General features: G+C 71.6%; 17 protein-coding genes and 1 pseudogene. 12 read left to right on the top strand and 6 right to left on the bottom strand.

The window, feature by feature from the left end; genetic code table 11:
* Nucleotides 1–203 precede the first annotated feature (203 nt).
* The 5 genes from HT134_RS35500 to HT134_RS35480 all read left to right on the top strand — a co-directional run bounded on the left by HT134_RS35500 (nt 204) and on the right by HT134_RS35480 (nt 3,046).
* On the top strand, nt 204–911 hold the full coding sequence (locus HT134_RS35500) for a sirohydrochlorin chelatase (RefSeq protein WP_312888678.1): 708 nt from the start codon (nt 204–206) through the stop codon (nt 909–911).
* Nucleotides 912–990: 79 nt separating this feature from the next.
* The gene (locus HT134_RS35495; protein WP_246366187.1) at nt 991–1,503 is read left to right on the top strand and encodes a GNAT family N-acetyltransferase; all 513 of its coding nucleotides are present in this window, start codon (nt 991–993) and stop codon (nt 1,501–1,503) included.
* A gap of 166 nt (nt 1,504–1,669) precedes the next feature.
* Complete coding sequence (locus HT134_RS35490) at nt 1,670–2,125, top strand: hypothetical protein (protein ID WP_175604867.1); 456 nt, start codon at nt 1,670–1,672, stop codon at nt 2,123–2,125.
* Between the two features lie 86 nt (nt 2,126–2,211).
* A complete protein-coding gene (locus HT134_RS35485; RefSeq protein WP_175604866.1) occupies nt 2,212–2,616 on the top strand; it encodes a nitroreductase family deazaflavin-dependent oxidoreductase in 405 nt (134 codons plus the stop codon).
* Between the two features lie 61 nt (nt 2,617–2,677).
* Nucleotides 2,678–3,046: a PH domain-containing protein gene (locus HT134_RS35480; RefSeq protein WP_175604865.1), complete on the top strand. Its 369-nt coding sequence runs from the start codon at nt 2,678–2,680 to the stop codon at nt 3,044–3,046.
* 46 nt (nt 3,047–3,092) lie between these two features.
* Here the strand turns inward: HT134_RS35480 and glgA are convergent, their stop codons facing one another.
* The gene (gene glgA, locus HT134_RS35475) at nt 3,093–4,280 is read right to left on the bottom strand and encodes a glycogen synthase (RefSeq protein WP_175604864.1); all 1,188 of its coding nucleotides are present in this window, start codon (nt 4,278–4,280) and stop codon (nt 3,093–3,095) included.
* Between the two features lie 206 nt (nt 4,281–4,486).
* On the opposite strand from glgA, the gene glgC reads away from it, so the two are divergent.
* Both glgC and kilB read left to right on the top strand, forming a co-directional pair.
* Nucleotides 4,487–5,722: a glucose-1-phosphate adenylyltransferase gene (glgC, locus tag HT134_RS35470; protein WP_175595771.1), complete on the top strand. Its 1,236-nt coding sequence runs from the start codon at nt 4,487–4,489 to the stop codon at nt 5,720–5,722.
* 726 nt (nt 5,723–6,448) lie between these two features.
* Nucleotides 6,449–6,967 carry a plasmid transfer protein KilB gene (gene kilB / locus HT134_RS35465; protein WP_175604863.1) on the top strand — a complete coding sequence of 173 codons (519 nt, stop codon included), beginning with the start codon at nt 6,449–6,451 and terminating at the stop codon, nt 6,965–6,967.
* A 47-nt stretch (nt 6,968–7,014) separates the two neighbouring features.
* Here kilB and HT134_RS35460 read toward each other — a convergent pair whose 3' ends face one another.
* The gene (locus HT134_RS35460) at nt 7,015–8,172 is read right to left on the bottom strand and encodes an NsdA family TPR-like regulatory protein (protein ID WP_175604862.1); all 1,158 of its coding nucleotides are present in this window, start codon (nt 8,170–8,172) and stop codon (nt 7,015–7,017) included.
* A 463-nt stretch (nt 8,173–8,635) separates the two neighbouring features.
* Between HT134_RS35460 and HT134_RS47305 the strand changes: the two genes are divergently transcribed.
* Nucleotides 8,636–8,767: a hypothetical protein gene (locus HT134_RS47305; RefSeq protein ID WP_281387836.1), complete on the top strand. Its 132-nt coding sequence runs from the start codon at nt 8,636–8,638 to the stop codon at nt 8,765–8,767.
* A gap of 225 nt (nt 8,768–8,992) precedes the next feature.
* On the top strand, nt 8,993–9,520 hold the full coding sequence (locus HT134_RS35450; RefSeq protein WP_175604861.1) for a hypothetical protein: 528 nt from the start codon (nt 8,993–8,995) through the stop codon (nt 9,518–9,520).
* Between the two features lie 20 nt (nt 9,521–9,540).
* Here HT134_RS35450 and HT134_RS35445 read toward each other — a convergent pair.
* A pseudogene (locus HT134_RS35445) lies at nt 9,541–9,720 on the bottom strand (IS5/IS1182 family transposase); the annotation flags it as partial.
* A 119-nt stretch (nt 9,721–9,839) separates the two neighbouring features.
* Entirely contained in the window at nt 9,840–10,556 is a 717-nt protein-coding gene (locus tag HT134_RS35440) for a DUF4386 domain-containing protein (protein WP_175604860.1), read from the bottom strand.
* Between the two features lie 134 nt (nt 10,557–10,690).
* On the opposite strand from HT134_RS35440, the gene HT134_RS35435 reads away from it, so the two are divergent.
* Nucleotides 10,691–11,401, top strand: coding sequence for a TetR/AcrR family transcriptional regulator (locus HT134_RS35435; RefSeq protein ID WP_175604859.1), 711 nt, complete (start codon nt 10,691–10,693; stop codon nt 11,399–11,401).
* Nucleotides 11,402–12,165: 764 nt separating this feature from the next.
* Here HT134_RS35435 and HT134_RS35430 read toward each other — a convergent pair.
* Nucleotides 12,166–13,125: a YeiH family protein gene (locus HT134_RS35430; RefSeq protein ID WP_312888677.1), complete on the bottom strand. Its 960-nt coding sequence runs from the start codon at nt 13,123–13,125 to the stop codon at nt 12,166–12,168.
* A gap of 643 nt (nt 13,126–13,768) precedes the next feature.
* On the opposite strand from HT134_RS35430, the gene HT134_RS35425 reads away from it, so the two are divergent.
* The gene (locus HT134_RS35425) at nt 13,769–14,755 is read left to right on the top strand and encodes a LysR family transcriptional regulator (protein WP_175604857.1); all 987 of its coding nucleotides are present in this window, start codon (nt 13,769–13,771) and stop codon (nt 14,753–14,755) included.
* Between the two features lie 82 nt (nt 14,756–14,837).
* Nucleotides 14,838–17,792 (top strand): ATP-binding protein, encoded by a 2,955-nt coding sequence (locus HT134_RS35420; RefSeq protein ID WP_175604856.1) that lies wholly within the window; start codon nt 14,838–14,840, stop codon nt 17,790–17,792.
* Nucleotides 17,793–17,866: 74 nt separating this feature from the next.
* On the opposite strand, the gene HT134_RS35415 is transcribed toward HT134_RS35420, so the two are convergent.
* Nucleotides 17,867–18,072 (bottom strand): proprotein convertase P-domain-containing protein (locus HT134_RS35415; RefSeq protein ID WP_175604855.1); only part of this gene is annotated, 206 nt, incomplete at its 5' end.

The following is an 18,072-nucleotide window of genomic DNA, read 5'->3' as shown; positions in this document are numbered from 1 at the left end:
GATCTTCCTCGTCCCGCCGCCGCGACCGCGGGGGCCGCGGCGGACGGGGCGGCGAGCGGCCCGGGAGCGAAGCGGGACGTTGTGATTGAATCGCTGCCGATTCCCAGAACACCGGGCATCCATTGGGCATAAACTGCGCGCCTGTGAGCCTGCCTGTACGTGAACGTTCCCCCCGCCCGGGCGGCGGTCGCCACCGCCGTCCCGTGCCCACGTCCCTGCCGCCGGACGCCCCCGTGCTCGTGCTCGCCGCGCCGGGCGACGCCTCCGGCGTGGCCTCGGAGATCGCCGCGGTCGTGCGGGTGGACAACCCCCAGATCGAGGTGCGTCTGGCGACGGTCGCCGACCTGGCGGACTCCCTGCCCTCCGGCCGCGACGCCGTGGTCGTGCCGCTGCTGACCTGGGACGACCCGGCCGTCCTGGCCGAGATCGGCAAGGCCGTGGCGGCCGGCGGCACCGGTGCGGTGGTGACCGAGGCGCTCGGCCCGCACCCGCTGCTGGCCGAGGCCCTGCACATCAGGCTGGCCGAGAAGGGCCTGGCCCGGGCCGACCGGGTGCGCCTGCTCAACGTCTCCAGCCCCGTCGACGCGGTCATCCTCGGCACCGCCGGCGGCGCGCGGGCGGTGCAGGCCGTCCAGGCCACGGCCGTGCTGCTCGCCTCCCGGCTGACGCTGCCGGTCGTGGCGGCCTCGCTCGACAGCGAGCCGGGCGTGAGCGTGGCCGCCCAGCGGCTGCGCGCCGCGGGGGCCGAGCGGCTGGCCATCGCCCCCTGCGTGATCGGCCACGAGCTGGCCGCGGGCGCCCTGGAGCAGGCCGCCGCCGGCATCGAGGCCGGGTACGCCGAGCCGCTCGGCGCGCACAGCGCCATCGCCGAACTTGTCGCCCGAGCTTACGGTAGTCAACTCGCCACTTGACAAGGGCTTGTGGAGATCGCAGAACTCGCGTTTACTTCTCCCCATGCGCCGCGTGCAGTGCAATGGTGCGCGTTTGTGCTTGCGTGACGTCACGGAGGCCGACGTGGCGGCGCTGCACGCCGTCTACGGCGACCCCGCCGCGACGCGCTTCATGCCCTTCGGCGCCCTCACCCCCGACCAGGTGGGGGCGCTCGTCAAGGAGGCCCTGGAGGCGGCGGAGGAAGAGCCGCGCCGCCTGTACGTCTTCGCGGTCGAGGACGTCGACCACCACGAGGTGATCGGCGTCGCCCGGCTGCACATCGAGGCCGACCTGCCGCACAGCGCCGAGATCGGCCTCGGGCTGCGCCCCGACCAGTGGGGCCGGGGCATGGGCACCGACCTCATCCGGCTGCTGCTGTCGTTCGGCTTCAAGCAGCTCGGCCTGCACCGCGTCTGGGGCGCCCGCTCCCCCGACAACCTGCCCGCGCAGCTCGCGATGCTGACCGCCGGCATGGTCGAGGAGGGCCGCATCCGTCACCACCTGCCGACGCCCGACGGCTGGCGCGACTCCATCGTCCACTCCGCCCTGGAGGACGAGTGGACGGACCGCTGACCCGGCGCCGGGGCCGCCGGGTTTGACAGGCGGGGTGGTTCCGGACGGGAATGACGCCCGACGTCCGCATCCCCGGGCCCCACGGGGTTGACGGGGCGGTGCGTCGCCGCCGGGGATTGTCGGTGGCTCCCCCTACGATGAGGCTCCTCACGGAGGGATCACAGACATGCTCGACTCGCTGATCGTGCCCCTGTTCGTCACGACGGACCTGCCGCCGCGCGCCGACCTGGCCGAGTTCGGCGCGTTGCTGGCCGAGACGGCCCGCACGCTCGACCATGACGGCGTGAGCTACGAGGCGTTCCTGGCCGGCAAGGTGTTCTGGCTCGACCGCCCCGCCACCGCCCGGCAGACGGCCTCCGCCGAGGCGGAGCAGCGCTTCGCCGCGCTGCTCGGCTACCTCGCCGCCTCCGGCCCCGGCCACACGACGCGCGGCGTGGTCGCCGACGTGCGTCGGGCGATCTGCGCGGCGGTCACCGGCCGCTACGGCGACGCGGGCGTCCCTCCGGCCGTGTTCGCGATCCGCGACCGCGACGTGCGCGAGCGCACCCCCGACGCCGCGCTCTACGTCGACACCCGTGACGCGGTCCCCGACCTGGTCACGGTCACCCGCCCCTACCTGTGACGACAGGGGCGGGGCGGCCGGTCAAGTCCTCGTACAGACCCGGCCGCCGGCGGTGACATGCCCCTCGTCGGGGGTAGTCGGCCTGCATGCTTTTCGGCCAGGAACACGTTCAGCGCTATCAGCAGACCAACGGCGAGGAAGGCCACGACTGGAACAACACGACGGTCCTCCTCCTGACCACGAAGGGCCGCCGATCGGGGCGCCCGTACACCACGCCGCTCATCTACCAGAAGCACGGCGACGCCTACGTCGTCGTGGCCTCCAAGGGAGGCGACCCGGACCACCCCGACTGGTACAAGAACCTGGAGCAGAGCTCCGAGGTCGAGGTGCAGGTCAAGGGCGACAAGTTCAAGGCCCGCGCGCACACGGCCATCCCCGAGGAGAAGCCGGAGCTGTGGACCCTGATGACCCGCGCGTGGCCCGACTACGACGAGTACCAGACGAAGACCGACCGCGAGATCCCGGTCGTCGTCCTGGAGCCGCTGCGCTGACCCGCGGGTGACAAACCCGGCCCGGCGGAACGGCGGGGCCGGGTCCGTTCGTTGCCCCGGCATGGCTGACATTCCCTATGATCGGAAAGAACAGCTCAGGCAGATCGAGAGCGGTCTCCTGCCGGGCGAGCGCATCGTCGCCGTCTACGACGCGATCGGCGCGGGGACCGGCTTCCTCGGCCTCACCGACCGCCGGGTCATCGTCCAGGACACGTCGTTCGTCGGCAAGAAGGTCGCGCTCACGAGCATCCCGTACGGGAAGATCTCAGCGGTGAGCGTGGTCAGCAACAAGTCGTTCGCCGGCGGGTTCTTCTCCTCGGGCGCGATCGCCATCCACGTCGGGACGCACACCTACGAGGTGGACTTCCGCGGCGAGAACAAGGCGCACCACGTCCACGACGTGATCCTCCACCACATCTCCCAGGGCTGACGGCCCCCGGCGCCCGGACCCCGGCCGGGGCCGGGCGCCGTCCACGTCAGGCGGCCGGTCCGGTCAGCGAGGCGTACAGCTCCAGGGTGCGCTCGGCGATGCGCTCCCACGAGAAGTGCTCGATCGCCCGGGCGCGCCCGGCCTCGCCCATCCGGCGGGCCCGCTCCGGGTCGGCCAGCAGAGCGTTGACCCGCTCGGCGAAGTCGGCGGCGAAGCGCTCCGGGTCGTGCGGGGTGCCGTCGGGGCCCTGGTCGACCGGCACGAGCAGCCCGGTCTCGCCGTCGGCGACCACCTCGGGGATGCCGCCCGTGGCGGTGGCGACGACGGCCGTCTCGCAGGCCATGGCCTCCAGGTTGACGATGCCCATGGGCTCGTACACCGAGGGGCACACGAACACCGTGGCGTGCGTCAGGAGCTGGATCACCTCGGGCTTGGGCAGCATCTCGGAGATCCAGACCACGCCCTCGCGCTCGCGTTCGAGCTCACGGACCAGGCCGGTCACCTCGGCGGCGATCTCCGGCGTGTCGGGCGCGCCGGCGCAGAGCACGAGCTGCGCGCCGGGGTCGAGCGAGCGCGCCGCGTGCAGGAGGTGGACCAGGCCCTTCTGCCGGGTGATCCGGCCCACGAAGATCACGTACGGCTTGGCGGGGTCCACGCCGTGCCTCTTCAGCACCGCGTCGTCCCGGTCGGGGGCGTACTCGGCGGTGTCGATGCCGTTGTGGATCACGCTCACCCGCTCCGGCGGGATCTCCGGGTAGGCGGCCAGCACGTCGCGCCGCATGCCCTCCGACACCGCGATCACCGCGTCCGCGGCGGCCAGGGCGGTGCGCTCGGCCCAGGAGGAGATCGCGTAGCCGCCGCCGAGCTGCTCGGCCTTCCACGGGCGCAGCGGTTCGAGGCTGTGCGTGGTGACGACGTGCGGGACGCCGTGCAGCAGCTTGGCGACATGGCCGGCGAAGTTGGCGTACCAGGTGTGGGAGTGGACGACGTCGGCGCCCTCGCAGGCGGCGGCCATCTCCAGGTCGACGCCCAGCACCTGGAGCGCCGCGTTGGCCGACTCCAGCCCGCCGGGCACCCGGTAGGCGGACACGCCCGGCATGTCGCGGTCGGCGCCGAAGCAGCGCACCCGGACGTCGGCCAGGCGGCGCAGGCGGCTCGCCAGGTATTCCATGTGGACTCCGGCACCGCCGTACACCTCTGGTGGATACTCCCGGCTGAGCAGATCAACGCGCATGAGACGACCTTACGAGCATCCCGCCCATCAGGGACACACCGGCGTACGACTCGCCGTTCGCGTTCCCTCCGCCCCGCCTCGCCCGCGGACCGGCCGAGGTCATTGCGGCCGACCGGCAAGGAGAAATCACCAAAAACTTAAGAAAAGTGACACTCCGGTACGGGGCCACGTCGATAGATCCGCTCGTAGGGGGTAGCGTCCTGCACATGAGGTCCCGGAGGGTGCTTGCGGTCGTACTGGCAGGTGGCGAGGGGAAGAGGCTCATGCCTCTCACGGCGGACCGGGCGAAACCGGCCGTGCCGTTCGGGGGGATGTACCGTCTGATCGACTTCGTCCTGTCCAACCTCGCCAACGGCGGTTACCTGCAGATCGTCGTACTGACCCAGTACAAGAACCACAGTCTCGACCGTCACGTCTCGCGCACCTGGCGGCTGACGGCCATGCTCGGCAACTACGTCACGCCGGTGCCGGCGCAGCAGCGGCTCGGGCCGCGCTGGTTCTCCGGCTCGGCCGACGCGCTGTTCCAGAACCTGAACCTCATCTACGACGAGATGCCCGACCACGTCATCGTGTTCGGCGCCGACCACATCTACCGGATGGATCCCCGGCAGATGGTCGAGCAGCACGAGGACTCCGGGGCCGACGTCACGGTGGCCGCCATCCGCCAGCCGCTGTCGCTGGCCGACCAGTTCGGCGTCATCGAGACCGACCCGCAGGGCCGGCGGATCGTGGCCTTCCGCGAGAAGCCGAAGGACGCGGTGGGGCTCGCCGACTCGCCCGACGAGGTGTACGCCTCGATGGGCAACTACGTCTTCCGCACCCAGGCCATGATCGACGCGCTGCGCGAGGACGCGCTCGACCCGACGAGCAAGCACGACCTCGGCGGCAACATCATCCCGATGATGGTCAAGTCGGGCGGCGCCGACGTCTACGACTTCGCCAACAACGTCGTGCCGGGCTCCACCGAGCGCGACCGGGGCTACTGGCGCGACGTGGGAACGCTCGACGCCTACTACGAGGCCCACATGGACCTCATCTCGGCCCACCCGATCTTCAACCTGTACAACGACAAGTGGCCGATCCACACCGGCCACGACCCGCTGCCGCCGGCCAAGTTCGTGCACAACGACGGCGACCGGGTCGGCCGGGCGATCGACTCCCTCGTGTCGCCGGGCGTGATCGTCTCCGGCGGCACCGCGATCCGCTCGTGCCTGTCGCCGAAGGTGGTGCTCCACTCGCACTCGCTGGTGGAGGACTCCGTGCTCATGGACAACGTCAAGGTGGGCCGGGGCGCCATCGTCCGGCGGGCCATCATCGACAAGAACGTGGTGATCCCCGACGGGGCGCGCATCGGCTTCGACCTCGACTACGACCGCACCCGCTTCGCGCTGACGCGCGGCGGGGTCGTGGTCATCGGCAAGAACGAGATCGTCGAACGCTGACGGACTCTCGGGGCGGCTTCGGGCGACCAGGGCCCAAAAGCAAGGTCCTCACAAGGGCGCGCTTCGCGCGGAGGGGCTTGGGCCATCAGAGCTCAAAAGCAGGGTCCTCACGGCAGGCGCGCTTCGCGCGATTGGGATTCGGGCTGTGACAGTGGGGGAGCCAAGCTCCCCCACACCCCCTAGCCGGGGGCCTCCGGCCCCCGGACCCCCGAGCGCCGGCCACCTTGAAGGCGGAGAGCCGACGGCAGCAGTTCGATTCACGCATAAATCAGAGAATCATGCGTGGCCCAAAGAATAAATTCCTGCGCGTTCTGCTGTTGGCACTGCGGGCCGCTCGCCTGCCATTTACTTCGGCCATCATCTGGTTTCTCTTCGCCCAATGGAAGCTTACGGACGGTTGGGGCTGGGGTTGACCAGGAAGAGGCACTGGCTGTTCCCGCGTTCCTGGCAGATTAGAACACGGTTGAGCACACGGGACAAGCGCCTGATCGAGTCGCACACTGATTTGCCAAGAGCGAAACCAGACAAACTGCAAGTAGCCACTTTCCTAACGCTGTGCGGCCTCCGCCGCACGGAGCCTTTCTGGCCGAACTCCCCACGCCAGCACATCGCCACTGCTCGCGAGATTCAACAAAGTGGGCGCAGAGAGAGACCACCTCCTGCTAAGGCAGTCGAACTCCTGAAGAGGGACGGCGGGCGGAGCCTCGCTCGTGCTCCACTTGTGAGATGGGGAACGCTCTAGCAAGTCTGATCGCGATCGCTGGCACGCTGTTAGGCGCTTCAGCCACCTATGTCTTCCAGCTACGTACCGCCCGGCAGGCTAGGCGACATGCGTGGGATGAGCGCTTGTGGCAGGAACGGTTGGCTACCTACAGCGCCTTCGCCGATGCCCTGACGTCGTATCGCTATAGTCAAAACGATCGGTGGCATCGGCACAAGGAGGATCCTGACGGGCCGGCTGATGTGGCGGCACGTGATGTCTCGTTCGCGCGGCGAGCGAGCGCCAACTCTGCGCTGTTCAGACTCCAGCTCGTCACAGCGGACCCGGCGCTGAATCACCTCGCCGCCCAGGCGCTAGATGCCGCGTGGAGGATCTATTCCTCGGCAGATCAGACGGAGCTGGACGCCGGCCGTGATCAAGCACTCATCGCTCTCCAAGAGTTCATGAATGCAGCCTCGCAACAGGTGCTGAATGCGGCCGCACGAGGGCAAGCGCAGCGCGCAAGCCTACATCCCTCCCCGTGATCTTGGAATGGAGAGGCTCGCAACCATCGACGCGGGGCCCCTTCTATTCAAGTGCCGTCCAGTTCCCGGTACGCATCGCGCAACTCTCCGGCTTCGGGGACACGGCGCGCCTCGATGGCGTTGATCACCTCTCGTGCTCGCCAATAGCTGGATGGCACCAGGGACCCGCTGGTAAGGGCGGCAAGCGTGATCTGCCCTGCCTCGTCTGGCTGGTCAGCGGCCAGCAGAGCGAGCGCGAGGTCGAGCCGGGCGGAGACTGCCCTCCTCGCGCGAACCGTGCCATCGGCAGCGGACTCCAGACGGGTGAGCACTTGCCTTGCGTACCTCTCGGCCGCCGGGTCGCCGAGCCAGGAAAGTGTGGTCGCGACGTAGGCATCCCTCTTGGAAGGGTCGTAGCGGTAATGGTGCTCGGGCCGCTCGGGCATCGGCAGGGGCGCGACGAGCCGGTCAACGCGGCGCAGTGAGTCCCGGGTCTCCGGACCGGCTCCCAGTCGGGCCCATGCCCGCCCCTCCTGGGCGGTCGCTTGTATGTAGACGGAGCTACCACGTGGCGCGATCGTCTGCGCGCCCTGGGAGAGGGTCAGAGCACGGCGGTAGTCGCCGATCGTGACAGCCTGCCATGCCTCCGTCTCCAGGCACCATGCCGCGATCTCGGAATGCTCGGCGTGGCCGGCCAACTGGGAGGCTGCCCGCAACCATGTGCTCGCCGCCTGGAACTGCCGAAGGTCGATATGGCACGTGGAGGCGAGCAATGACAGCCAGCCGCCGACCGCGAGAAGACGTCGATGCTCGTGGAGCGTCTTCTTGGCGTCGAAGAGATGCGAGACGTAGGACAGGTGCTGGCGGATCCGGTTCAGCAGCTCGGGCGGCGGGGTCACCGGATAGGCGGTCGCGAGGTCGTCAACGGCTGCCTCCAGCCGGTCGAGCGTCTCGGCACCCACGTCGCTTGCAGCGACACGCCGGGTCAACTCCAGCGCTTCGATCTCGTCCCCGTCGAAAGGCACACGAGGGACGGTGCCGCTGGCCTCAGCGCCGAACAACTCCGCTTCCTCCATGCCGAACACCCTGCAGTAGAGCACTCGGTAGGGATCCTTGGGCTGGTGCCTGCCCGCTTCCCAATCCTTGATCATCCGCGTCAGGGATTCCCGTTCGGTGAGCCGGGCGCGGGTGCGGCTGTCAGCGGCCTCGGCAAGCTGCTTGGCCATCTCCCGCTGCGTCCTGACGAAGAGCTCTGCGCTTGAAGTACTTGAGATTTTGACACCCCGCAGCCGCTCCCAGGGCCAAGCGCACCGGGCTCTGTCTGGGAATCAGACGGCAACCTCATACCCGGCGCCGAAAGCGTTCCAACCGTGACAGAGTGATCCGCATGATCCCCGCCCACGTCCCCGACGAGCCACCGCTCACCTACGCCGACAGCTTCGACGTACCGGTCCTTTTCCGTAACGGGCCTGCGAAGAAGCCCAGGAGGCAGTGGCGGACGGCCAAGCACAAGCTGTGGGCGGGGTCGGGTGGGTTTCCGGCGATCGACGGCTGGTACATTTCGACGACCACCCGGCGGGAGAGAATCAGCCGCAGTATGCGCACGGGGAGCTCGTCGCCCGTGTTGCGCCGCTGTATGCCTATCTCGGCATGCACCCCGTCATGCCTCAGTACCCCGTACGAGGCACCATGGGCTGGCGTCTGACCCTGAACCCGGTGTACGCGTACGGCACCGAGCGCACCGCGAAGAACGCAGCCTCCTACCGGCTGGGGAGTGCGTCGCCGGACGTCAAGCAGATCGGGCAGGAGGCGGCCTCGTAGGCTTCAGCCGCACCTGGCTCAGCCATCCGCTGCTCCCTGAGGCTGCCTTTCCGGCCCGCGCAGTGATCAGCCAATAGGCGACCCCGCGGCGAGCAACGACCACGCCCAGCTGATCGGTGGCGGTAGCCAGGCAGTAGCGACGGGTGCGTCCATCGCCGATCCGGCACCCTATGTTGGCTTTATCCGCTCTGCCGGAGCGGCGAAGCGGTCCGGGGAAGGCATCTCATGATTCAAGCCATCGCCAGGGTACGCGGCCTGTCGAAGGCATTGGTGGCGTGCTCGTACGGGGCGGCGGTGCTGACGCTGACATGGCTCACCCAGGACGGTCACCTCGGCGACGCGATGTTCGGGGTGATGGCCATGATGCTCATGGCCTTCCCGCTTTCTCTCGCCGGCGGCTCCTTGTACGGAACACTGCAACAACTGATCTACCCGACGAAGCATGACGATCCCACCTATGGAGTGAACTACCCGTACGCCTGGGACTACGTCCTGATGGCGTGGCCGGGGATCGTCATTGCGATCGTGTTGGCGGTCCTGCTGGCATGGCGGCGCACACGTACGGCGGGGCGTGTCAGCGGGTGGTTCTTGGCCGCGGCCGTCATTGTGACGGGAGTGGTGACCATCTTCGACGACTGGGGGCCACGTCGGCCGTATGGCTGGCCGTTCCTCGTCTATGGGCTGATCATGGCCACCGGGTTGATCGCTGTGGGCAGGACGGCCGTGGAGGAAGCCGCCGCTGCGGACGTCTAAGAGCCTGCGCAAATAGGTGGCCGGTCATGGGCGTCCAGCGCGATCTGCTTCAGGCGGGTGAACAGCCCGAGCTGTATCCACTCGTCGCGGCTGTTGCGGATCGTGCTGGCCGAGCAGCTGGAGTCCGCGATCGCCTCGTACGAGCAGCCGAACCGAAGGACGTGCAGCAGCTTGTCGAAGACGATCCGGTCGCTGTCCCGTCGGCCGACCGGGCCGCGCCCGCCGCCTGTCTGCGCGGGCCGACGTCATGCCATCAGGGGAAAGACTCGGCCGGCGCACGGGGCCGGGTTGGCGGGAGCCTTGGCTTCGGGCCGTGCCGTCAGCGGCGCTCACTGCCTGCCGGCGAGGCGGCGGTGGCGTCGATCGCTCCGGCAGACGGCTTGAATCCCCTGGTGATGAGCCAGATGGCCAAGGTCAGCTCCCAGGCGAACACCGGTATCGCGGTGAGCGCCCCCACCCCGGAGGCCTGCTGGTAGAGGCCGAACAGCTCGGCAATCGCGGAAGCGAAGATCAGCGGGCCGCCGACCAGCCCCAGCACGGCGATGAAGCGCGGCACGAGCTGCGAGCGGTACATGAGGTACGCCATGACCACCGTGTTGGCTCCACAGACGAAGTTGGGCCCGAGCAGGAACGTCCAGTCATGGACCGCGACCAGCGCTCGGCCCGTGGTGAGGAGTGAGGCCGGGTCCGCCCCCTGCGGAGGATGCTGACGCAGCGTCACGACCGCGAGAAGGCTGACGATGCCGACGGTGATGACGGCGGCCTCCAGGGTGCGAAGGCCGACGTAACCGACGGCGAGGCCTTCGCTGTGCCGCCGGGCGACGGGGAACAGGGTGAACGCGGTGCCGACGATCGCGATGGCGAGGACCACCTCGAACAGGGCGCCCAGGAGCACCCTGGTGTCCGCGCCGCGGCCGACGATGTAATCGGCGTTGTGCAGCACCGGGCCGTACAGGAAGAGCCCGCCGATCGAGGTGACATGGGTGACGAGGTAGCACACGCCCGCCACTGTCGCGAGCTTTCTTGGTGAGGCCACCGGGACTCCTTAGGTGATGTGGTCGCGCCGCAAAGGTGTACGACGTACACCTTTGGTCGTCACAGTATGGTGTATCGCGTACACCTGTCAATGGGGGATCGGCGACGACCGGTCGAAGGGGAGGCGGTCAGCAGATGACCCAGCAGACAGAACCGGCGCGCCGGACGCCCCTCAACCGGGACCGTGTGCTGCGTGCCGCCGTCGCGCTCGCCGACCGCGCCGGCATCGAGGCGCTGAGCATGCGCAGCCTGGCGCACGAGCTGAACGTCGTGCCGATGGCGCTCTACAAGCACGTGGCCAACAAGGAGCAGCTCCTCGACGGCATGGTGGATGTCATCGTCGGCGAGATCGATCCCCCGGCCGGCGACGCGGACTGGAAGAGCGCGATCCGCCGCCGCATCCTCTCGGCACGACGAGCGCTCCTGCGCCACCCCTGGGCCTCGCGCGTCATCGAGTCCCGAACCAGCCCCACCCCCGGTGTACTCGACTACCTCAACTCGATCATCGGCATGTTCCGGGCCGGCGGCCTGTCCCCCGACCTCACCCACCACGCGATGCACGCCCTGGGCAGCCGCGTATGGGGGTTCACCCAGGAACTGTTCCCGGCCTCGCCGGGGCCGGCTCCGGCCGACGCCGACCCCCAGGCCCTCGCGGCCCTGCTCGGCGAGATGGCCACCCGGTACCCGCACATCGTCGAGATCGTGCTGGCTCGACCGCACGACGGCGAATCGGTCGTGGGCCAGGGCTGTGACGACCAGTTCGAGTTCGAGTTCGCCCTGGACCTCCTGCTGGACGGGTTCGAACGACTCCACCGGCAGGGATGGACGTCTGCCGAGCGATTCTGACGCGACGGCGGTACCTCCCGCTGGACCAGGCAACAGGTCCTCGCGCTGCCCCCTCGCACCGCGTCACCATGTGAGGGTTTCCGGCCTGCCACCCGATAGCCCTCCGCCGTAAGAAGGCTTCGATGACACGATCATCACCGTCCGCAGCCTGATCCGCCGTGCCTGGAGCACCCACCGCTGGGATACACGCCCCCGACGCCGACCATGACCGGCCGCCTCTCTGCGCGGCTTCTAAGGCCGTGTTCCGAAAGATCACGTGGGAGGCCGAACGAAGAGGTCTCCGGCTGCCGAAGTGGTACAAGCTGCGGTTGATCGTCGGGATCCGGTGGCGAATCCGTACCGTGGGCGCCGTGGCGGGATGTACCGCCCTGCTGCAGCCACTGGTTCACCGTGTACGGCTTGTTCCGTCGCTGGCGTGTCGCGCCGGTGGTGCCCGGCGGTGGCAGCCTCAAGGTGGCCGGTCGCAGGTCCAGGTCGGCCGGGGGCACTCCAGGAGCGCCCCCGAAGTCGCCGGCGGACAGCGTGCCGTCACCTGTGACAGCTGCGCCTCTGAGCAGGCGGGCGGGGATGGTGCGGCCTCGGGCCGGGCTGGCGTGGGCCATGCCCGAGGCGGGACCGCCGTCCGGCCGGGGGGCGCCATTCCCGCCGGTCAGACCGTGGCCCGTCGATCATCCGGATGTCGTCCACGGTAGCCAGGTGATCGTCACGGCTGCCACTCATTAACCCAGCCACCGGCCGAGCCAGGACTCCCCCTCAAGGACCCGTCAGCGCAGGACGAGCACCCCGGCCAGTGCCACGAGGGTGACGAGCAGCGCCGAGGCCGCCCCGAGGGCGACGGCGCGGCGGCCGGTGCTGAGCAGTTCCCGCACCCGTACGGCCGTCCCCATGGCGAACAGCGCGGCGGTGAACAGCACCGTCTCGGCCGTCCTGATCGGCGTGAGCCAGGCGTCCGGGACCGCGCCGAGGCTGCGCAGGGCGACCACCGCCAGGAACCCGGCGACGAACAGCGGCACCACGGGAGTCCTGCCCCGGGGGCCGGGCCGGGCGGCGCGGCGGCGCCAGAGGCTGACGCCCGCGATGAGCGGGGCCAGCATGACGACGCGGGTGAGCTTGACGACCACGGCCGTGGCGAGGGCGGCCGGCCCGGCCGTCTGCGCCGTGGCCACCACCTGGGCCACCTCCTGCACGCTCGCCCCGGTCCAGATGCCGAAGCTCTCCGCGGGCAGGTGAAGGAGCCCGCCGGCGACGGGCAGGAGGGCGATCGCGAGGGAGCCGTACAGGGTGACCAGGGCGACCGCGGTCATGACGTCCCGCTTCTCGCTGTCGGTCACGCCGTCCATGGCGGCGATGGCCGCGGCGCCGCAGATGGAGAAGCCGGTGGCCACGAGCAGGGCCGGCTCGCGGCCCAGGCCGAGCCGCGTCCCGAGCCACCAGGTGCCGGAGAACGTCACGGCGACCGTCGTCACGACCAGCAGCAGCACCGGGAGTCCCAGGGCGAGGACGTCCGGCACCGCGAGCCGCGCGCCGAGCAGGACGACGCCGAGGCGCAGCAGCCGCCCGGAGGCGAACGCCAGGCCGGGCCGCAGGGCCTCCGGCCGCGCGCCGAGGTTCCCCAGGAGGGCGCCGAGGACGACGGCCACCATCAGCGGGCTCACGGCGGGCACGAGCGCGTTGACGGCCACCGCCACGGCCACCCCGGCGGCGGCCACGAGAAGACCGGGCACGAGGGATCCCCCGGCAGCGGCGACACGCGCCACGCCGGCGGAGGGCAGGCTTTCGGACGGCGGCCCGGCGGAGAGCGGGCTCATGGGCGGCGCCTCGGTGGGGAGCGCGGTCATGGACGGCGCGCCGGCGGACGGTGAGATGCCGGGGCCTGGGCTCGCCGATGGCGCCCCGGCGGGGAGTGGGCTGGCCGACGGCGTGCGGGTGGGAACGGAGCGGGTGGAGGCGGAGCTGGCGGACGGGTCGGTGAAGGGTGTCGCGCTGGCGGACGGGGACTCCGAGGAGGACACGGAGGCGGCCGGGGGATGGATGGACGCCGCACTCGCGGAGCCCGCACTCGCGGAGCCCGCACTCGCGGAGCCCGCACTCGCGGAGCCCGCACTCGCGGAGCCCGCACTCGGGAGCGGCACACGGGTGGGCGTCGTGCTCGTGGAAAGTGTGCGGGTGGACGGTGTGCGGGTGGGCGCTGGGCTTGGAGACGACGTGCGATTGGGCGCCGCGCTCTTGGGCGGCGTGGGGGTGGACGCCGGGTGGGTGGGCGGCGTGTCGGAGGGCGGGCTGGTGGACGCGCTCATGAGCCGATCTTCACAACCGCGCGGCACACCCGGTAGACACCGGTTCCGCAGCGGGTCATACGGTGAGTGCATGACCCGACGATGGCCCGACCTGGGCAGCCTCGAACTGCTCCTGCTGATCGCCGAGCACGGCAGCCTGGGCAAGGCCGCCAGGCTGCACGGCATCACGCAGGCGTCGGCGAGCCGCCGGCTCGACACCCTGGAGCGCGAGCTGGGCGTCCCGCTGCTGCACCGCTCGACCACCGGCTCGCGGCTCACCCCGCAGGGCGAGGTCGTCGCGGGCCGGGCGCGGGTGGCGCTGGAGGCGGCCGGCGAGCTGCTGACCGGTGTGGAGGCGCTGCGCCGGGAGCGTGACGCCCGCGTGCGGGTGGCGGCCAGCATGACGGTCGCCGAGTACCTGCTGCCCGGCTGGCTCGTGGCGCTGCGCCGGACCGCGCCGGACGTGGAGGTGGGGCTGCGGGTGGCCAACTCGGGCGTCGTGTGCCGGCTCGCCGGCGAGGGCGACATCGACGTGGGCTTCATCGAGTCGCCGTACGTGCCGGAGGGGCTGACCGCCCGGCTCATCGCGCAGGACCGGATGGTCGTCGTCGTGGCGCCCCGGCATCCCTGGGCGCGGCGGCGCGCTCCTCTGGAGTTCGCGGAGCTGGCGGCGACACCGCTGGTCATGCGCGAGCCCGGTTCGGGCACCCGCCAGGCCGTCGATCGGATCATGGCCGGGCGGGACGTCGCCGCCCCGGTCCTGGAGCTGACCTCGAACGCCGCGGTGAAGGTGGCGGTGGAGGCGGGGGTCGCGCCGGCGGTGCTCAGCGTGCTGGCCGTGGCGGCCGAGCTGCGCGAGGGGCGGCTGGTCGAGGCGCCCGTCGCGGACTTCGACGGGCGGCGGCCGCTGTTCGCGGTCTGGCGGGGCCGGGCCCGGCCGGCGGGCGCCGCGGCCGAGCTCGTCCGCCTCGCCGGCGCCTCCGGTCACGCCGGCACCAGCCCGAAGGGCCCCGTACGGAAGGCGGGAGCGGAGCCGGCACGGCCCGTTCGAGGGGGCCGGCGGGTGACCGGTCAGTAAGGGGAGGGTTGACCGCACTTGACCATTAGTGGATAACGGAATCCGGCACGGGCAGCACACCCGCACTGTTTCGGAGCACCCGATGACGAGCCTCGCCTCCCCAGCGCTGGTCGGACGCGACACGCAGCTCAGGGCGCTCCTCCACGCGATCATCGACCCGCCGGCCGTGGTGCTGGTGCAGGGTGAGGCGGGGATCGGCAAGACCCGGCTGGTCCGCGCGGCCGTCGAGCTCCTTCCCGACGAGCGCACCGTGCTGGTCGGGCACTGCCACCAGCTCAGGGAGCCGTTCCCGTACGGGCCGGTCTTCGACGCGCTGCGCCACGCGGCCGCCGCGCTGCCCGACCGCTCGGCGCTGAACCCGGTGACCGGGACGCTGCGCGGCTACCTGCCGGAGCTGGCCGAGCACCTGCCGCCGGCGCCGCCTCCGCCGCCGGTCGACGACCCGAGCGCGGAGCGCCACCGGCTGTTCCGCGCCGTGCACGCGCTGCTGAGCGCGGCGGGGCCGGTCCTGCTCGTGGTGGAGGACCTGCACTGGGCCGACGACGGCACGCGTGACCTGCTGCGCTTCCTCACCGACCAGCCTCCCGCGGGCCTGGCCCTGGTGGTCACGTTCCGGCGGGAGGACCTGCCGGTGCCGGGGCTGCCGTTCGGCCACGCCTACCGGCATCCGCAGGGCGTCAACAGCTCGGTGGTGGCGCTGGCGCCGCTGGACGTGGAGGGGGTGCGGCGCATGGCGGGCACCCTGCTCGGGCGCGCAGAGCTGTCCGTGTCCTTCGCGGCCCGGCTGCGTGAGCACACGGGCGGCGTCCCGTTCGTGGTGGAGGAGGTCGTCCGCTCGCTGCTCGACGAGGCCGGCCGGTTCCCGGGGGCCGACAAGGACGGCGAGGACGGCGAGGGCGGCGAGGGCGGCGATGCCGACCCGACCGGCCTGGATCGCATCGCGGTGCCGCTGCTGCTGCGCGAGGCGATGGCCGAGCAGCTCTCCGGCCTCTCCCCCGCCGCGCTGCGCGCCGTGCACGCCGCCGCGGTGCTCCAGCTCCCCGCCGACGAGCCGCTGATCGCCGCCGTGGTGCATCCGCCGGATGGCGACGAGGCGGCCGGCCCCGTGGTCCGGCCGCCCGGCGCGCCGTGGGACGGCGGCCCCGACGGGACGGGGCTGCGTGAGGCGCTCAGGGCGGGCGTGCTGCTGGAGCACCCCGACGGCCAGTACGGCTTCCGGCACACGCTCGCCCAGCAGGCCGTCTACGACGCGATCCCGGGCCCCGACCGGCGGCTGCTGCACCGGCGGGCCATGGCGGCGCTGGCCACGCTCGACCAGCGGCCGCTGGTCCGGCTCGCCTACCACGCCAGGCGCGCGGGCGACTTCGACGCCTGGCGGCGGCACGGCGAGGCCGCCGCCGACCAGGCCGCGGCGCTCGGCGACGTGCCGCTCGCCGTCGAACTGCTGGAGGGCATGCTCGCCGACCCCAAGCTGCCGCACGAGGCCCGCGGCCCGCTGGCCCTGCGGCTCAGCAGGCTGGCCGCCGTGGGCCTGTCGCACCGGCGGGTCGTCCGGCTGCTGCGCCATCTGCTGTCGGACGACTTCCTGGCGCCGGGGGCGCGCGGCGAGGCCCGGCTCAACCTGGGCGTGCTGCTGTCGAACCAGGCGGGCGCCATCGAGGCGGGGCGCCGGGAGGTGCTCGCCGCGCTCCCCGACCTCACCGACCGTCCCGGCATGGCGGCCAGGGGGCTGGCGCTGCTGGCCATCCCGGCGTGGGGTCCCGAGCCGATCGCCACCCACCAGAAGTGGATGGACCAGGCCGAGAGTCTCGTGGTCGCGGAGGACGACCCGGAGCTGGCGGCCACGGTCCACGCCAACAAGGTCGCCTTCGCCATGCTGGTCGGCTCGCCGGAGGCGTTCGAGCTGGCCGAGACCCTGCCCGCGGACCACCCGTCGGCGGGGGTCCGGCGCCAGGTGGCCCGCGCCTACTCCAACCTGTGCGACGCGGCCATCCCGCTCGGCCACTACGCGGCGGCCGAGCGGTACGCCCGCCTCGGCCGGCGGATCGCCGAGGAGAGCGGCGCCCTGTACCCGGTCTACCTCATGGAGATGTCCTCGATCAGGCTCGACTGGCTGACCGGGCGGTGGGAGCGGCTGCGCGAGCGGGCGGTCGCGGCCGTCGAGCGGATGCCGGAGGCGCCGCTGCTCGGCGTGGACGCCCAGCTCGTGCTCGGCATGCTGGCGCTGGCCAGCGGCGAGTGGGAGGAGGCGGGGCGGCGGCTGGAGGCCGCGGGGACGCGGACGGCCGACTCGGCCTTCCTCCCGGTGGCGGCCTGCGCCTCGGGCGGGCTGATCGAGCTGTCGCTGATCCGCGGCGAGGTGGACGCGGCGCTGGCCGAGGCGCGCGGCGCGGTGGCGCGGCTGCGCCGCAAGGGCGTGTGGGTGTGGGGCGACCAGCTCGTCCCGGCGGCCGTCACCGCGCTGCTGAGGGCGGGGCGCCGTCATGAGGCCGCGGAGCTGGCGGAGGAGTTCGCCGCGGGCATCGAGGGCCGGGACGCGCCGTCGGCCATGGCGGCGCTGGAGGTGGCGCGCGGGGCGCTGGCGCGGGGCCGGGGCGTGCTGGAGGAGGCCCTGGAGTGCCATGCCCGCGCCCGGGAGGCGTACGAGGCGATGCCCAGGCCGTACGGCGCGGCCCGGGCGGCGGAGGACGAGGCGGACACCCGGCTGGAGCTCGGCGACCGGGAGTGGGCGGCCCGGCTCGTCGCCGACGCCGCCGAACGGTACGCGACCCTCGGCAGCACGCACGACGCGGCCCGCTGCCGCCACAAGCTGCGCACGATCGGCGTGGGCGGGCCGCCGCGCCGGGGGCGCAGGGCGGCCGGCGGCGTGCTGTCGCCGCGGGAGCGCGAGGTGGCCCGGCTGGTGGCGCAGGGCCGCACCAACAGGGAGATCGCCGAGGTGCTGTTCCTGTCGCGCCGTACGGTGGACACGCACGTGGCGCGGGTGCTGCAGAAGCTCGGTGTGCGTACCCGCACCGAGGTGGACCCGCCTCCCTGACCGGGCCCGCGGCAACGGGAAGGGGAAAGCCCCGGCCAGGGGGAGAGTCGGCCGGGGCTTTCGCTCGACGGGGGTCAGACGGTGATGCTCCAGGAGTCCAGGAACCCGGTGTCACCGAGGTAGACGTCGCTGACCTCGAGGGTCCAGGTGCCCGCGGCCTGCTGGCTGACCGGCACCGAGTAGGTCCTGGTGCCGTAGGAGGTGCAGCTCGTGCCGCCGTACCGGTCGACCGCGTACCACTGGCCGCTGGGTCCGCGCAGCCAGATGTCGAGGTCCTCGG

The sequence above is a fragment of the Nonomuraea rhodomycinica genome (genome assembly GCF_013363995.1).
Classification (GTDB): domain Bacteria; phylum Actinomycetota; class Actinomycetes; order Streptosporangiales; family Streptosporangiaceae; genus Nonomuraea; species Nonomuraea rhodomycinica.
The sequence above is the reverse complement of the archived record's forward strand: the minus strand, read 5'-3'. Positions and strand labels throughout refer to the sequence as shown.

Coding starts and splice junctions, on each gene's coding strand:
- HT134_RS35490 (WP_175604867.1), top strand. CDS start 1,670: ATGCTCGACTCGCTGATCGTGCCCCTGTTCGTCACGACGGACCTGCCG.
- HT134_RS35485 (WP_175604866.1), top strand. CDS start 2,212: ATGCTTTTCGGCCAGGAACACGTTCAGCGCTATCAGCAGACCAACGGC.
- HT134_RS35480 (WP_175604865.1), top strand. CDS start 2,678: ATGGCTGACATTCCCTATGATCGGAAAGAACAGCTCAGGCAGATCGAG.
- glgA (WP_175604864.1), bottom strand. CDS start 4,280: ATGCGCGTTGATCTGCTCAGCCGGGAGTATCCACCAGAGGTGTACGGC.
- glgC (WP_175595771.1), top strand. CDS start 4,487: ATGAGGTCCCGGAGGGTGCTTGCGGTCGTACTGGCAGGTGGCGAGGGG.
- kilB (WP_175604863.1), top strand. CDS start 6,449: ATGGGGAACGCTCTAGCAAGTCTGATCGCGATCGCTGGCACGCTGTTA.
- HT134_RS35460 (WP_175604862.1), bottom strand. CDS start 8,172: ATGGCCAAGCAGCTTGCCGAGGCCGCTGACAGCCGCACCCGCGCCCGG.
- HT134_RS47305 (WP_281387836.1), top strand. CDS start 8,636: ATGGGCTGGCGTCTGACCCTGAACCCGGTGTACGCGTACGGCACCGAG.
- HT134_RS35450 (WP_175604861.1), top strand. CDS start 8,993: ATGATTCAAGCCATCGCCAGGGTACGCGGCCTGTCGAAGGCATTGGTG.
- HT134_RS35435 (WP_175604859.1), top strand. CDS start 10,691: ATGACCCAGCAGACAGAACCGGCGCGCCGGACGCCCCTCAACCGGGAC.
- HT134_RS35425 (WP_175604857.1), top strand. CDS start 13,769: ATGACCCGACGATGGCCCGACCTGGGCAGCCTCGAACTGCTCCTGCTG.
- HT134_RS35420 (WP_175604856.1), top strand. CDS start 14,838: ATGACGAGCCTCGCCTCCCCAGCGCTGGTCGGACGCGACACGCAGCTC.